Source organism: Niabella pedocola, from assembly GCF_021044425.1.
GTDB classification, from domain to species: Bacteria; Bacteroidota; Bacteroidia; order Chitinophagales; family Chitinophagaceae; genus Niabella; species Niabella pedocola.
Map to the genome: position 1 here is coordinate 175,134 of NZ_JAJNEC010000008.1, position 16,619 is coordinate 191,752.

Sequence of the window (16,619 nt, forward strand, 5' to 3'; positions counted from 1 at the left end):
AATAACAGCTCATGACTTTTCCCGCTTATAGGTTGTTTGATGCGATTGCCCACCAGTTGAAGCATTTTCCCAAACCCGACATGCTAACTGCCAAAATCAATGGCAGCTGGAGATCATTTTCTACTGAAGAGGTTAGCAATACCGTTAACCAGTTGTCGCTTGGTCTTATTGCAAAGGGCGTGCACGGAAAGGATCAATCAGCAGAAGAAAGCGACAAGATCGCCATTATCAGCCAGAACCGGCCGGAATGGGTATTTACCGATCTTGCCGTACAGCAAACGGGCGCTATCCTGATTCCGATTTACCCTACCACCAATCCGCATGAGCTTGAATATATCTTAAACGAGTCCCAGGCTAAGTTTATTTTTGTCAGCAACCGCGAGTTGCTGGAAAAGGTACAATCCGTTAAAAGCAATTTTCTCCAGGGCATTTACACCTTCGACCCTATTGAAGGCGCAACACATTATTCCGAACTTTTAACACCGGTAACGGAAACTTCAGAAAAGGAACTTTCAGCGATCCGGAACCAGTACAGTCCCAAACATACGGCCACCATTATTTATACCTCCGGTACCACCGGAACGCCCAAAGGGGTGATGCTGAGTCATGAAAATATCGTTAGCAACGTTTATTTTTCAAAGGCCAGTTTTCCGTTTGAAGATCAGCCCCAGACCAAGACCTTAAGCTTTTTGCCGCTCAATCATATTTTTGAAAAAACAATCACGTATATCTATCTTTTCAGTGGCATTGGTATTTACTATGCCGAAAGCATGGAAACCATTGCCGATAATTTAAGAGAGATCAAACCCGATGGGTTTACAACGGTTCCGCGCCTGCTGGAAAAAGTGTATGAAAAGATCATGCTTAAAGGCAAGGAACTTCGGGGAATTAAAAAGGCACTCTTTTACTGGAGCGTTAACCTGGGCACACAGTATGATAACCGGATTAATAAGGGTGCTTTTTATAACTGGAAACTCGGCATTGCCAGGAAGCTGGTATTCAGCAAATGGCGGGAGGCCCTGGGAGGCCGTATTAAATTTATCATTACCGGCGGGGCGGCAGCACCGGAAAAACTGCTACGTATTTTTAATGCCGCCGGCATCCCTGTTTTTGAAGGATACGGCCCCACCGAACATAGCCCCGTGATCTGTGTGAACCGCAAAGAAGACAACTACATCGGAACGGTTGGCCCGGCCATCGAGGGTGTACAGGTAAAACTTGCAGATGACGGGGAAATATTGGCCAAAAGCCTTTGTGTAATGCAGGGTTATTATAAGCACCCCGAATTAACCGCCGATGTAATTAAAGATGGATGGCTTTGTACCGGCGATATCGGGGAATGGATCGACAGCCGCTATCTCAAAATTACCGATCGAAAAAAAGAACTGTTCAAAACCAGCGGAGGAAAATACGTGGCTCCGCAGCCGATCGAGAACAAAATGAAGGAAAGCAAGTTCATCGAGCAGATCATGGTAGTGGGTAATGATAAAAAATTTGTGAGCGCACTCATCGTACCATCTTTCTATGCCGTTAAGGATTGGATGCAGGAGCAGAAAATAGAAGCCGGCAGCAACGAGGCCATTGTCAGCCACCCGAAGGTTCATGAATTGTTCCGCTCGGTGATCGATCATCACAATGTCAATTTCAACCATATTGAACAGATCAAGAAATTTGCGCTGCTTCCCCGGGAATGGAGTGTGGATACGGGGGAAATGACTCCCAAACTGAGTCTGAAACGGAAAGCGATCCTGGAAAAATTCAAAAAAGAGATCGACGATATTTATAGCTAACCCCATCCCTATCATCTAATCATATGCTGCGTTTACTTCCCGCTACGCAGGGTTGATGGCTTCGTTTACACAAACAATGATATCACGTTCCGGTAACCAACCTTGATTCCTGTCGTTCGTCGTTAATTGCTGCCCTTTAGCAAAAAAAAGTGCCCGGTATTCTTTTTTTTGGCAACTTTGCCTGGACCCAAAACAATAATGATACAACAACTTTTGAAAAAGCCCATGCTATTGCTGATGGGCATTTGGCTGCTTTTAACTGCAATCAATATTAACAAGGCTTTTCACGTGGATGATACGTTTCACCTGGAAGCTGCGCAGCATATCCTTAAAGATCCGCTGAGACCCATGTCTGGTATGATCCGGTGGGATAAACCGGAAGCAACGCCCATACATACGGGCAACCAACCCCCGCTGTTGTTTTATATGATTGCCGGTATGTCGCTGATTTTCGGTTTTAATGAGATCGGCCTGCACCTGCTGACAGCGCTATTTTGTTTTTTAGCACTTTACTGGTTCTACAAAGCCGCAACATTATTATATGGCTCGGACAAACCTGTTTTCCTGCTGGCGCTACTGGGGCTTTGCCCGGCCTTTGTGGTCAATCAGAATTTAATGACCGATGTGCCCGTGCTGGCATTGCTTTTAGGCGTAATCTACTATATTTCACTGGCCGGCAGAACGAATCAGACCCGGCACTACATCATTGCCATGTGCCTGCTGGCTGCAGGCTGTTTCATCAAATACACGTTCCTACCAGTATTGGCATCTATTTTTCTCCTTTTCATACTGAGAAAACAATACCGGAACCTGCGGTTTCTTTTAATACCGGCAGGTTTGCTTGTTTTGTGGTCGTTGTGGAATTACTGGGAATTCGGAGGCATTCATATCCTGGAAAGACGCACGGTACCAACATTTAGCCGCTGGGATCTGTTATGGTCTTTTTTTACCAGCCTTGGATGCATCGCTCCATTCGGATTCCTCTTATTCGATTATCTTATTAAAGGGCGGCTCAGCAACTACCTGGTATATATTATCCTGTTCCTGTTTATACAAGTCGTTTTTTTCTCGTACTATGGAACTGGGTCCGATGAGGAACAGCTGAATTTGTTTTTAGAGATCGCTTTTTTTACAAACGGACTAATCATTATTGCAGCCATTTTACGGATCGGGTACCGTTCCTTTAAACAAAAAAAATTCGCGGGCTTTGTTGCTTCAGATGATGGGTTATTGTTCCTCCTGATTCTAACCATCTCCGTGTTCATTGTATTATTGGCACCCTTTATGGCACCCCGGCACGTATTGCTGATTGTGCCGTTGATCCTATTGTTATCCGCACCTAAAATCTCCCGTTGTAAAACAGGGTTACGCGCAGTAGCGGTGTCCGTATCCCTGGTACTGAGTATCCTGCTGGGCGTTTCAGACTGGATATTTGCCGATTACTATCGCACCACCTCAGCAGGCATTATGAAAGGCATGCCGCCCAATAGTAAGGTATGGACAACCGGTGCCGGGGGATGGCAGTGGTATTCGAAAAAGGATGGAATGGTGGAATACAGCCTGGAAAATCCCCAGGCACGCCCCGGAGATTATATTGTAATTGCCACGAATACATCAAATCACCGGATCCATGCCGATCTTCCCGTGCGGCTGTTGGCAAAAATCTGGGGCGACGAAGTAACGCCCCTCACCTATTTTTCGGTGAACAAGGGATTTAGCATGTATTATACCAGTTTTGGCCGGCCTTCATGGCGGCTATCAAAAAAACCGGCCGATACGATATTCGTTTTGCAATGCATCGACCCTTCGAAAAAATAAGCAGCCCAACAGCTGCATTGTAATTCCTGAACCCTGTCTTACAGGAAGCTCCTGTAATTCCCACGCACCGGTTTATGCGGTATGACAGCGATCAATTCAACAGGGCTTATAACGAAACGTCATTGCCAAGACAGCCTCCTCGTTTTAACGGATGGTAACCTGTTGTTCCTTTAAATTCCAGCCGGCCACGGATATCGCTATATTCGAAGCTCCTTTGGGATAGGTAATCTGTATTTCTTTCCGTGCCCCGGGAAGTACGGTTATATAGTTATCGCTATAAAATGAAGGCAGCAACCGTTTGCCTGTTTGAGTATCGATCACAGAAAGACGGTTGAAAAATGCCAATGGTGCACCTTCCGGGTTTTCAAGCAGTACATCCATCCGGCCATCTGCTATCTTTTTACCCTGAATATTTACCCGGGCCGCAGGCATTTTATTCAGCCCGGTATAGTTCCCGTTTTGATCAGCTAGCCAATAAGTGTTTTCATCAATCAGTGTTTTATGCACATCCAGTAACTGTATCGTCAAAAACAGTCCTTCAGCGGCACCCATTTTTTTCAAGACCTCTTTTACAGACATGATCCGTTTTGCATTTTGTGGGATGGCTTCGCAAAAAACCTGTGTAACCAGGTGTTCTTTTCCCTCCATATCAAAGGTCTTTACCACCAGCATCAGATTATCCTTTTTATCCCAGGTGTTATTGGCGATATAAACAGCACTGTCCCCAAAACTGAACATACCATGCACTGGCTGGTTGCCGGTATGCAGCCCGTACAGGCAGGCATTGGGGTCGAGGTAATAATCATACATCTGCCCGCGCAGTGCAGTCCAGGGGTTCTGGGTTTTCCAGATGATAACGCCTGAGTACCAATCCCACTGATGACCGATGAATCCTTCCATCAGAGTGCGGTACTGATCGTAATTGACCAGCTGCGCTTTATTGGCAAAATCTTCCAGGCTTTTTGGCGTTCCATAGGCATCTATGGATTTGCCGTAACCAATGTATTTATGATAGGTCCATACCGAATCGCTCACCGCCTCCGTCCGCGTTTTTTCTGCAGGTATCACCAGGTTTTCCCCGGGAATAAACCGCCGCAATGAAGTAATATCACCCATACCCACCGATCCTATTTCCGAATTGAATGGCCAGGTGCGGTAGTTCCAGAAATAAGGCAGGGGTTGAATTCCGTAAGGCCCGTCGCCATTATTTCCCAGCGCATTGTACGACATGCTGTCGGAATTGGAGTAATCAATAAACCACCGCGTACCATCCAGTAGGGGCATTAAAGAATCTTTAAGTGCATGAAAAAGATCAGGCGCCAGCACGATCTCATTACCTCCGCACCATACTGCCAGCGAGGGATGATTGCGGATCATTTTGATCATATCGGCGGCCGACTCAATAAACAGCGGATGATCATCCGGGTAACTGCGCCGGGTCCATTGGTCATCCAACTTCTTGGGATCCATCCAGCGGCCATTGCAATCACCCGATCCCCAGAAATCCTGCATGACCAGTAGGCCATATTCGTCACAAGCTTTGTAAAATTCGGGACGCTCGGTTAATGCACCACCCCATACCCGGATCAGGTTAAGGCCCATATCCCGGTGAAAGCGTACTTCTGCATCATAGCGTTCGTTGCTGAAGCGCAGCATTTCATCCGAAACGATCCAATTGCCGCCTCTTATAAAAACCGGTTGCCCGTTTACCCGCAGCTCCATGCTCCGGGTACGGTCATTCCATTGGTTCTTTACTTCGCGGATCCCTACTTCTATATCGCGCCAGTCAGAGAGCGCATGATTGTTTTTTATAAATGAAAAAGCAGATGGGTACCGGTTTTGAGGCCCGTAGGTATTGGGCCACCAAAGCTTCGGATCCTTTATTGCCACCACCGGCAGCTGTACTTCTTTTTTTTCAAAAGGCTTTAAGGTCACCGGCAACTGCACGGTTTGATGATTGATCTCATATTTCAGGATGCCCGAAACGCTTGCAGCGCCGGCATTTTCAAGTGTGGCACGGGTATGTATGAAGGCAGGTGCCTGCGGGCCCGCAGGCTTCCGCATACCGGGTACGATCGTTTTTACAAAAGGATCCGTAATGATCACGGCCCTTGTTTTTTCGATGGTCACTTTGTCCCATATCCCCGTGTTCCGGTCACGAACCGGTTGAATCCAGTCCCAGCCTGCTACATACTGATGGGCCACATTTTTTGCAATGGTGCCATCACCGCCCTGGCCGCCATTGGGGTTACCCACGGCATCCGGCGGATACACGATCACGGCCAACCGGTTCTTTCCTGACTTGTTAAGATAGGTCGTAATATTGTAGCGCTGCCGCAGGAACATTCCTTTGAATAGCTTCTTATTTACCTTTTTCCCGTTCAGGTAAATATCGCAGCTATAATTCACACCCCGGAAATTCAGCCACACCTGGCCATCACCGGCCGGAAGGGTTTCATTAAAATCTTTGCAAAACCAGTATGTATAATACGCTTTCCCCACCTGGTAGATATCCGGAATTTTGTTATTATTCATTCCGTAGAAAGGATCAGGTACTTTTTTATTTTCCAGCAGGGTTGTTAAAACTGTTCCGGGTACGGTGGCCGGCATCCACGCGTTTACAGGATAACTGCTTTGCGATAATTGCTCCGGGGTTACCGAGAGTTCACTGGCCTTATAACACTTCCATCCGCTATTGAGCTCATACCTGTTATCCGGCCCATCCTGTGCCAGGCAACTGATATGTATTAAAAATACGAGGAGGCCCCCAACAAAGTTCTTTCCCATTGCTGAAAATTACATTAAAAGTTGATGCGAAGGGCTGCATAATTGCGCATTACACGTCGAGGGCGTCGGCGATACGATCAGCACCAAACGTCCGCTGCAGAGGTATTTAATTATTATTAATAAGGAACCGGTATTGAGCTGTTTCCCATGCTGAAATGATCAGCATGCTCACCCTCCCAGGCATACCCCCTATAATTGAAGCATCCCGCCAGCTGGCAGGATGCTTCAAACTTACGTTGATTAAACTACTCTATGAAATTTATTGACTGCTTACAGATCTGTAATCGGTTTGTACTTGGGTACCAGTGATTTCATGATAACCCAGGACAATACATAGGCGATTGCGCAAAATGTAAAAATGATCGAATAGCCGGTTTCAATATGCCCCAGGGTTTTATAATGGTCAAATAATTTGCCGCTTACCAGCGAAACAACAACACCACCGATCCCCCCGGCCATACCGCCAATACCGGTTACAGAGGCTACTGTTTTCTTGGGAAACATATCGGAAACGGTCGTAAAGATATTTGCACTCCAGGCCTGGTGCGCAGAAGCGCCTACCCCAATCAGCAATACCGGCACCCAGTAACTGATATGGCCCAATGGCTGTGCCAGCAATACCAGTAGCGGGAACAGAGCGATCAGGATCATTGCCCGCATCCGCCCGTCGTAAGCATGATATCCTTTTTTGATAAAGTACATAGGGAACCAGCCGCCGCCGATGCTGCCCACCATTGTCATGCTGTACAACACAAACAACGGAAACGCCAGGTCGGTTCCTTCCAGCCCGTACTGTGCCGCCAGGTATTTGGGCAGCCAGAACAGATAAAACCACCATACGCCATCCGTTAAAAATTTACCGATGGCAAAGGACCAGGTCTGTTTATATCCCAGCAGTTTTACCCAGCGTACTTTTGCTCCCGGAGCCGCCGTTTGATTTACGTTTGCCTCCACATCGCTTTGGATATAGGCCAGCTCTTCCTGCGATAGCCGCTTTTGCTTTTCGGGAATATCATAATAATAAAACCAGAACAGCAGCCAGAGAAAGCCAATGGCACCGATAATGATAAAGGTAGACTCCCAGCCCCAGTGCCCGGCAATCCAGGGAACGGTTAAGGGTGCAAGGATCGCGCCCAGGTTGGTTCCGGAATTAAAGATCCCCGTGGCAAAGGAGCGTTCTTTTTTGGGAAAGTATTCTGCCGTTGCTTTAATGGCAGCAGGAAAGTTACCGGCTTCTCCAAATCCCAGCACTGCACGGGCAATCATAAACCCGATGATGGAAACCGGCACCGCAGCAATGCCAAACCACCCCAGTACCGTATTGGAGGCATGCCCGATATTTACCGCTTCGGCATGCATAATGGCTCCTATCGACCAAATGATCAGGGCCCAGGCATACCCCCATTTGGTACCCAACCGGTCTACAATACGACCGGCAAATAACATGGACAATGCGTATACGAACTGGAACACTGCGGTTATATTCCCGTAATCGGTATTCGTCCATCCAAACTCCCGGGTTAATTCAGGTGCCAGTAAACTCAGCACCTGCCGGTCGAGATAATTTACGGTTGTGGCAAAGAATAATAATCCGCAGATCGTCCACCTGTATTTTCCTATGGCTTTTTGCATTACTACTTACTTTTTATTGATTGGATCGTATTTAAAACAGCGGTTGTTGATGCGGCAATAGTGGTATAGTCCTTATCCGCCATTAATTGTTTGCTCACCAGCTTGCTTCCCATACCCACTGCGCATACACCCGCCTTAAACCAGCTCTCGATACTCTCGTGCGTTGTGTCTACACCGCCGGTTGGCATAAACAGCAGCTTCGGGAAAATATCCCGGATCGTACTGAGGTATTTGGGTCCCAGCATATCGCCCGGAAAGAGTTTGATAAATTTAACACCCGCATTCTCTGCTGCTATGATCTCAGTGGGTGTCATACAACCCGGAGCATAGAACACTTCCTTTTCTGCGGCAAAAGCCGCTATTTCCGGAACAAAGCCGGGGCTTACAAAAAAGTCGGCGCCGGCTTCCAGGTAGCTTTGCGCATCCTGCAGATTCTTTACGGTACCAATTCCCAGCAGCAAGCCCGGCATTTCCGCATTGCGAACGGCCACCAGTTTCTTAAAATTGTCAAAAGCGGCTTCACCCCGGTTGGTATATTCTACAGCGCGCACACCAGCCCCATGTAATGCCCGCAGTACTTCGATACTCACGGTTTCATCTGCGTTAAAGTACAAAGGCAGCATGCCCTGCGCTATAATAATGTCGATTGTTTGTTGCACTGCCATTCTTATATTTTTATTTTCATTACTAATTTTTTAATCATGCCGTCACCGATCATCGGGGCATGCACATCGTCCGGGAAAAAGATCACAAATTGGCCGGGATGCAGCGTAAAGAACATATCCGGCGCATCTCCGTAAAACTGTACATCCTTTTCGGCGTTATAATCTCCATTGGGTACAATGCAGTCCTGCCGGGGCCTCCAGCCCATTTGCTCTACGCCGCTGATCACATACTGGATATCGATAAACCGGTTATGGCACTCGAATTTCTCCAGCGCAACCTCCGCCTTTTTACCAGCGGCTTCGGATACGATCGCTTTCACGGCATCCTCTTCCACGATATAGGTACCTGCAGGTGTATTTAAAAGGTCTGTTCGTTTTATGTAATCCAATGCTTTTTTGAACAGCGGATGTAAAGCCGCGTAATGCAATCCGTTATTTATCGTATCTATGATCATAAAATCTTTATTTAATCATTTCCCTCCACGGTCATAAAATGGTTTACCGGGATTTCAGGTATATTGTCGTTCCACTTTTTGCAGCCCTGCGTGCGGCATCCAGGATCTCCACCACGGTTACATTCACCGGCAGTTCGTACAGATCATTAACCTCCTGTTTCAGCGTTCCCTTTATTACACCCGCAAACACGGCGAACGGATCTTCAAAAGGCTCCGGCCTTGGCTCCAGGGTTTCTGTGGTTTCGGGAAGGGTTGCATCCAACCGGGTTCTTACCTTTGTACGATCTACAGCAATCGCATACCCTTTGGCACCATATACTTCCATGTCTTTACGGCTGAAAGTCCAGCTCCATGAAGCCTGGATCACGCATTGGGTTTCCGGGTACTGCAGGATGATCGTTGCTTCATCTTCTACTTTCGGATAGCGATCCGGGCGGTTTTGATGCGTGACGGCCGTAACCGATACAGGCCGCTGCCCATCCATTAACCAGGTCATCAAGTTGGCCCCGTAACAGCCAAAGTCCGTAAGGGCACCGCCACCATTCTTTACCGGGTCCGTAAGCCAGGAAACAAAATGCCGGTTCATCGCCCAAGGGCCTTCATGCCCGTCGTTTACCAGTACTTTCCGTAACCGGCCCAGTTTTCCCTCCTTGTAACAGTTTCGTACATACTGGTTGCTGGCATACCAGGAGGTTTCAAAATTGGTCAGCACTTTTATTCCATGCTGCTTTGCCAGTGCCGCTATTTCCAGTGCGTCCTTATAGCTGGTGGCCAATGGTTTTTCTACCATTACATGCATCCTGCGTGGCGCTGCCGCCCGCACTACTTCAATGTGCTCGTTCACCGGCCCAAAAGCCATTACACCAGCAGGTTTTACCTGGTCCAGCATCTGTTTCAGATCCGTATAAAAAAGAGCCGCCGGCAGCCGGTACCGCTCCCGGAATTCCCGGATACGGTCGGCATTCGTTTCATAGATGCCAACGATTTCAATATCTCCTTTCAGTTTCCGGTTATAGATCCAGTCGCTGTGTCCGTGCGTGATGCCTGCGATGGCAAGGCGTACGGGTTGCTGTGCTGCTGTTCCTCCTGCATATGAAATGCAAAGGATCAAAAGCAGGAACAACCGTTGTATCGTTTTTATTTCCTTCATGGTTCAGGTGCCTGCCGGACCGGACCGCAATGATTACCGCTGTACCCGTCCGCTGGCATCGCCCTTCATCAGCGTTTTTACGTCGCTTAATGTGGCATGGTTCAGGTCTCCGGGGATCGTATGTTTTAATGCAGAAGCCGCCACACCAAATTCTGCCGCATCGGCCATGCTCATACCGGTAACCAGTCCGTAAATCAGGCCGCTGGCAAAACTATCGCCGCTTCCTACACGGTCTACAATGCGCACATCGTATTTACGAGTATGATAAAACTCTGTGCCATCACTTACCAGCGCGCTCCAGCCGTTATCACTGGCGCTGTAGCTCTCGCGCAAAGAGGAAGCGATATATTTAAAATTGAACTTTTCTTTCATCTGACGGATCACATCCTTGTAGCCGTCCAGGTTCAGTTCTCCTTTTGTAATATCCGTGTCCGCAGCTTTAAAGCCCAAGGTGGTTTCTGCATCTTCTTCATTGCCGATGCAAACGTCCACATATTTGCAAAGCTCGGTCATTACTTCCCGGGCTTTTTCCTTACTCCACAATTTTTTACGGTAATTCAGGTCAATGCTGGTAGTAATCCCCTTTGCCTTTGCGGCCTTCAGCGCTGCTTCGGTTAAAGCCGCCGCTTTATCGCTTAGCGCCGGTGTAATACCGGTTGTATGAAACCAATCGGCCCCGTCGAGGATCTTGTCAAAATCAAACTCACTGGCATCTACTTCTGCAATAGCCGCACCAGCGCGATCGTAGATCACCTGCGATGCCCGCATGGATGCACCTGTTTCGAGGAAGTAAATACCCAGCCGGTCGCCACCTCTTGCCACAAAATCGGTATTCACCCCGTAACGGCGTAAATGATTGATAGCAGACTGGCCAATGGCATTGTCCGGAACCTTTGATACAAAATAACCGTCAAGCCCGTAATTGGAAAGGGCCACAGCTACGTTGGCTTCACCGCCCCCATAGGTAACATCAAAAGAATCCGCCTGAACAAAACGCTCAAAACCCGGAGTGGACAAGCGTAACATGATTTCGCCCAGTGTAACAACTTTCTTTGACATAATAATATTCTCTATTTTTTGTTTGTTAGAATGAAAAGATCGATCAGGCGTATCGCCATCAAAAAAAACTGAATGCCCAATATGGCTACCATTGCAAAAGGTACGTACTTCTGCCGGTATCTCGATTTGTTGTAGGGCAATAAACTCACCGGTAAACTGATCAAAAAGCCCAAAACCGGAATGCCCAACGCAAGAAACAGGAACAGGTCCTTTCTGATTCCGCTGTCACCAACCGCCCCGTCATAAAGATCTGCGAGTTGTTCATCCATTGTTGCAAGGGTAATAAAATACAAAAGGATGGTTAATAAAACAACGATCCCCAGCATTCCCAAAACGGTTGCCCGCCTGAGAAAAAAGGGACGCTCCGGCTGCGCTTCCGGAAACAGGTTTTCTGTTATATTTTGGTTGACGATCACAATACTTCTATAATAACGTAGCAATCGGTGCCGGGTCCATGTCTGTATACTGTTTGTTTTCGCCGGCCATACCCCAGATGAATCCGTAGTTGGAAGTACCGCAGCCAAAGTGCATGCTCCAGGGCGGAGAGATCACCGCTTCCTGGTTCTGCATAATGATGTGACGGGTTTGCTGCGGCTGTCCCATCATATGAAACAGGCGCTGTTCTTCCGGCAGGTCGAAATAGAAATAGATCTCGGTTCTGCGGGTATGTGTATGCGGAGGAACAGAGTTCCATACGCTGCCTGTTTCCAGCACCGTGAGCCCCATTACCAGCTGACAGCTTTGAACACCCTCTTCATGAATATATTTGTAAATGGTTCTTTTATTAGAAGTGGTAATATCGCCCAATGTTACCGGTGCTGCCTGCTCCTTGGTGTACTTGGTAGTGGGATAGTCGTGATGTGCCGGCGCCGACAAAATATAAAACACCGCGGGATCTTTTTTCCCGTTGCTGCTGAAGCTTACTTTTTTAGATCCACGGCCGATATACAGGCAATCCAGTTTATCCAGCGCAAATTTCTGACCGTCTACAGTGATCGTGCCTTTGCCTCCTACATTGATGACACCCATTTCCCGGCGTTGCAGAAAAAACTCGGATTTTAATTCTTCCTCATTTTTCAGCGATACCGCTTTCGCCACGGGCTTTACACCACCTACAATCAACCGATCGTAGAAGCTGTAAACCAGGGTTAGCTTGTCGGTCTTCATCAGATCTTCAACAAGAAAGCTTTCCCGCAATTGCTCTGTGGTCATTCCTTTTGTTTCCTGCGGACTGTGTTCGTATCTTATTTCCATTTCTAGTTTCTGATTTTTGATTTCTTATTTTTAATTGAACTCACCGGCCCATCCAGCCGCCATCTACGGTAAGAATGGTGCCATGTACATAGCTTCCTGCTTCGGAGGCTAAAAAAACTGCGGGCCCGGCAAAATCTTCGGGTGTACCCCAGCGACCCGCCGGAATCCGGTCCAGGATCGATTTACTGCGCTCCGCATCTTCCCGTAATGCCTGCGTATTGTCGGTTGCAATATAACCCGGTGCAATACCGTTTACATTTACACCTTTGGAAGCCCACTCGTTGGCCAGGGCTTTTACCAAACTGCTCAAGGCACCTTTACTGGCTGCATATCCCGGTACATTGATGCCACCCTGGAAGCTCAGCAGCGAACAGGTAAAAATAATTTTACCGGAACCTTTCTCAATCATGTGCTTTCCAAATTCACGCGCCAGTATAAAAGGGGTATCCAGGTTGATGGAAAGTACCTGATCCCAATATTCATCCGGATGTTCTGCCGCGGGTTTACGCATAATGGTTCCGGCATTATTTACCAGGATATCGATGCGTTCATTTTCATCCAGCACCTCCTTTACAAATGTATATACACTACTCCGGTCGGCTGCATCCAGTTTGTAGTGTTTGAAATTACGTCCTAATTTTCTCACTTCCGTTTCCACTTCCGACCCTGCTTCCACAGAACGCGCAGCCACAATAATATCGGCACCGGCTTTTGCCAATCCAATGGCCATGCCTTTCCCGATTCCCTTGTTGCCGCCTGTGATCAAGGCCGTTTTACCTGACAGATCAAACATGTTTAAGTTTATTGTTTTTTTGATTATGTATCGTTTATGAGTCGGGCTCCGTTGCCTGTTAAGCACTCATTATTCCCTACCTGGCTCCGAATCCAAAATATTCATTTGCATTATTAAAACAAATATCCTGTACAAGCTTACCTACCCAGCTGATATCCGCGGGAAGTTCGCCATTTTCAATATCGTTTCCAAACAAATTGCAGAGTATTCTACGGAAGTACTCGTGTCTTGGAAAGGAAAGAAAACTCCTGGAATCCGTTAACATTCCTACAAAGCGGCTGATCAGTCCCATGTTGGAAAGGGTGTTCATCTGATCGATCATACCGTCTTTCTGGTCGAGAAACCACCAACCGGAACCCCACTGTACTTTCCCGGTTACCGTGCCGTCGTTAAAATTACCGGTCATGGTGGCAAACAGTTCATTATCGGACGGATTGAGATTATACAGGATAGTTTTTGCCAGCCGGTCGTTCTTATCCAGTCCGTTCAGGAATTTGGAAAGCACCCTTCCCTGGGAAAAGTCACCAATGGAGTCCCAGCCCGTATCGGGGCCCAATTGATGAAGCAGGCGGGCGTTGTTGTTACGTAATGCACCCAGGTGGTATTGCTGTACCCATCCTTTTTCATGATCCCATTCCGCAAACCAAACCAGCATGGCCGAACGGAATTGTTCCTGCTCTTCTGCAGACAGGTGCCTGCCGGCCCGGATCTTATCGAAAGCAGCGCTGACGCCGGCCTCTGTATAATCGGCAGCATGAATATGCTCCAGCCCGTGGTCCGATACGGAGCAACCCATTTCTGCAAAGAAATCGTGCCGGCTTTTCAATGCCTGCAGGTAGGTATCCAGGTTTTTTACTTCCATACCGGAAGCGGCTTCCAGCTTTGCCACATACGCGGCAAAGGTTTCCGGACTCGAAACATTCATGGCATTATCGGGCCGGAAAGCGGGATAAACCGGTATTTCAAACCCATCGGCCTTTATTTGCTGATGAAATTCCAACGTGTCTACCGGGTCATCCGTGGTACAAACCACCTTCACATTCATTTTGCGCAGCAGGTTCTTTACACTGTAAGGGCTGCTGCCCATCATGGCAGAGGCCCCATCATAAATGCGTTTACCGCTGCCGGCATCCAGGATTTCATGGATATCAAAGTAGCGTTGCAGTTCCAGGTGCGTCCAGTGGTACAGCGGGTTGCGCATAGCGTAGGGAACGGTTTCCGCCCACTTCAGGAACTTTTCCTCATCGGTGGCCGCCCCGGTAATGAAACGCTCATCTACCCCATTAGTACGCATAGCCCGCCATTTGTAATGATCGCCGTAAAGCCAGGCCTGGGTAATGTTTTGAAACTGGTGATCTTCCGCTATTTGCTGTGGCGGTAAATGACAATGGTAGTCGATGATAGGCATTTGCTTTGCATAATCATGGTACAAACGCTCTGCCGTTTTTGTTTCCAGTAAAAAATTATCGTCTAAAAACTGTTTCACTTAATTAATGGATTATTTATTCGTTCGTTATTCATTTGCTGTCCGCAGCTTATTGTTATGCTCCCGGCAAACGCTTCATTACAGGGAAACGCCTCTCTTCCAGGGAATAAAGTCATCCTGGTTCAGCAATACCGCCTTGGGTACCACTTCTCCGCTTGCGGCTTTGATACAATACTCCAGGATCTCTTCGCCCATTTGCTCTATAGTTTTTTCCCCGTCGATGATGCCCCCGGTATTGATATCGATGATATCTCCCATCCGGTTGGCCAGTATGGTGTTGGTGGCAATTTTTATAGTAGGGCAAACAGGGTTGCCGGTTGGGGTACCCAGCCCGGTGGTAAACAGGATCAGGGTGGCTCCCGAAGCGGCTTTACCGGTTGTAGCCTCCACATCATTACCCGGTGTACATACAAGACTTAAACCGGGCTTTGTTGCAGGCTCGGTATAGTCCAGTACATCCACTACCGGAGAGGTGCCACCTTTTTTTGCGGCCCCCGTACTTTTGATGGCATCTGTGATCAGGCCGTCTTTTATATTGCCGGGAGACGGGTTCATAAAAAACCCGGACCCCACACTAAGCGCCTGGTCGTTGTACGTAGTCATCAGGTGAATGAACTTACGTGCCGCAGCTTCCTCTATTGTACGATCGATCAACTGCTGTTCGGCACCACACAATTCGGGAAACTCTGCCAGCAGGATTTTTGCACCCAAGGCAGCCAGCAGATCGCTGGTATATCCCACGGCCGGGTTAGCGCTGATACCGCTGAAACCATCACTGCCACCGCATTTTACACCAACAGTTAAGGCGGTTAACGGTGCCGGGCTGCGTTCGATTTTATTGGCTTCAATCAATCCTTCAAATGTTTCCCGGATGGCATCGGCCACCAGTTGTTCTTCGCTTTTGGATTGCTGCTGTTCAAATACAAGTACGGGTTTATCAAAGGACGGGTTTCTTAATTTAATATCTTCCAGTAATTGTTTGGTCTGCAGGTTCTGACATCCCAGGCTCAGGATGGTGATGCCCGCTACATTGGGATGATCGGCATAAGCCGCCAGCAGTTTACTGAGCGTACCGGCATCCTGGCGGGTACCGCCGCATCCTCCCTGGTGATTTAAAAATTTAATGCCGTCTATATTTTTGAACAGGCGGTCGCCCTTCCGACCGGTTCCCTCAGGAAGCGCATTCAATGTGATATTGGAAAGATCTTCCTGGTTTTTAAACGCCTCCACAAGATGGTGCGCATACTTTTTGTATTTATCGGTAACCGCATATCCCAGCTCGTTGTGCAATGCTTCGCGGATCACATCCAGATTGCGGTTTTCACAAAATACCGTGGGCATAAATAACCAGTAGTTGGCCGTTCCTACCCGGCCGTCGCTGCGGTGATACCCGTTAAAGGTCCGGCCCTTAAACTTCGAAACATCCGGGGCGGTCCAGTGATACTGATACGGGCGGTATTCAAAAGGATCGGCGGCATGCTTGGTATTGGTGGTCGTCATCAACCCTCCCTGTGGGATGAACTCCTGCGCTTTGCCCACCAGAACGCCATACATGATGATTTCATCACCTGTTTGAAGGTCATGGGTAAAAAATTTATGCTTTGCACCGATGTCATTTTGTAACTCATATTCGGTTCCTCCGTAGCTGATGATCTGCCCCTTCTTTAAATCCTTTAACGCCACAATAACGTTATCCTTGGGATGGACTTTTAAAACGATTTCCGCCATTT

13 protein-coding genes are annotated in these 16,619 nt (G+C 47.9%); 2 read left to right on the forward strand and 11 right to left on the reverse strand.

All coding sequences use genetic code 11. From position 1 onward, the window contains the following. Positions 1–11: 11 nt before the first annotated feature. Both LQ567_RS25195 and LQ567_RS25200 read left to right on the forward strand, forming a co-directional pair. Positions 12–1,790 carry an AMP-dependent synthetase/ligase gene (locus LQ567_RS25195; protein WP_231008693.1) on the forward strand — a complete coding sequence of 593 codons (1,779 nt, stop codon included), beginning with the start codon at positions 12–14 and terminating at the stop codon, positions 1,788–1,790. Between the two features lie 198 nt (positions 1,791–1,988). Continuing rightward, complete coding sequence (locus LQ567_RS25200; protein ID WP_231008694.1) at positions 1,989–3,608, forward strand: ArnT family glycosyltransferase; 1,620 nt, start codon at positions 1,989–1,991, stop codon at positions 3,606–3,608. A 144-nt stretch (positions 3,609–3,752) separates the two neighbouring features. Here LQ567_RS25200 and LQ567_RS25205 read toward each other — a convergent pair whose 3' ends face one another. From LQ567_RS25205 to LQ567_RS25255, 11 genes are all read right to left on the reverse strand, one after another. Beyond that, positions 3,753–6,395 (reverse strand): glycoside hydrolase family 2 protein, encoded by a 2,643-nt coding sequence (locus LQ567_RS25205; protein ID WP_231008695.1) that lies wholly within the window; start codon positions 6,393–6,395, stop codon positions 3,753–3,755. 270 nt (positions 6,396–6,665) lie between these two features. Further along, the gene (locus LQ567_RS25210; protein ID WP_231008696.1) at positions 6,666–8,027 is read right to left on the reverse strand and encodes an MFS transporter; all 1,362 of its coding nucleotides are present in this window, start codon (positions 8,025–8,027) and stop codon (positions 6,666–6,668) included. Positions 8,028–8,029: 2 nt separating this feature from the next. Continuing rightward, on the reverse strand, positions 8,030–8,692 hold the full coding sequence (locus LQ567_RS25215) for a bifunctional 4-hydroxy-2-oxoglutarate aldolase/2-dehydro-3-deoxy-phosphogluconate aldolase (RefSeq protein ID WP_231008697.1): 663 nt from the start codon (positions 8,690–8,692) through the stop codon (positions 8,030–8,032). Between the two features lie 2 nt (positions 8,693–8,694). After that, complete coding sequence (locus LQ567_RS25220) at positions 8,695–9,147, reverse strand: YhcH/YjgK/YiaL family protein (protein ID WP_231008698.1); 453 nt, start codon at positions 9,145–9,147, stop codon at positions 8,695–8,697. A 43-nt stretch (positions 9,148–9,190) separates the two neighbouring features. Next, the gene (locus tag LQ567_RS25225) at positions 9,191–10,297 is read right to left on the reverse strand and encodes a Gfo/Idh/MocA family protein (RefSeq protein WP_231008699.1); all 1,107 of its coding nucleotides are present in this window, start codon (positions 10,295–10,297) and stop codon (positions 9,191–9,193) included. A 33-nt stretch (positions 10,298–10,330) separates the two neighbouring features. After that, positions 10,331–11,356, reverse strand: coding sequence for a sugar kinase (locus LQ567_RS25230; RefSeq protein WP_231008700.1), 1,026 nt, complete (start codon positions 11,354–11,356; stop codon positions 10,331–10,333). Between the two features lie 11 nt (positions 11,357–11,367). Next, positions 11,368–11,772, reverse strand: a complete 405-nt coding sequence (locus LQ567_RS25235; RefSeq protein ID WP_231008701.1) for a hypothetical protein — start codon at positions 11,770–11,772, stop codon at positions 11,368–11,370. 7 nt (positions 11,773–11,779) lie between these two features. Beyond that, positions 11,780–12,610, reverse strand: coding sequence for a 5-dehydro-4-deoxy-D-glucuronate isomerase (kduI, locus tag LQ567_RS25240; protein ID WP_231008702.1), 831 nt, complete (start codon positions 12,608–12,610; stop codon positions 11,780–11,782). A gap of 40 nt (positions 12,611–12,650) precedes the next feature. Next, positions 12,651–13,403 (reverse strand): SDR family oxidoreductase, encoded by a 753-nt coding sequence (locus LQ567_RS25245; RefSeq protein WP_231008703.1) that lies wholly within the window; start codon positions 13,401–13,403, stop codon positions 12,651–12,653. A gap of 76 nt (positions 13,404–13,479) precedes the next feature. Next, a complete protein-coding gene (gene uxaC / locus LQ567_RS25250; RefSeq protein ID WP_231008704.1) occupies positions 13,480–14,889 on the reverse strand; it encodes a glucuronate isomerase in 1,410 nt (469 codons plus the stop codon). A 78-nt stretch (positions 14,890–14,967) separates the two neighbouring features. Next, positions 14,968–16,617 (reverse strand): UxaA family hydrolase, encoded by a 1,650-nt coding sequence (locus tag LQ567_RS25255; RefSeq protein ID WP_231008705.1) that lies wholly within the window; start codon positions 16,615–16,617, stop codon positions 14,968–14,970. Positions 16,618–16,619 lie beyond the last annotated feature (2 nt).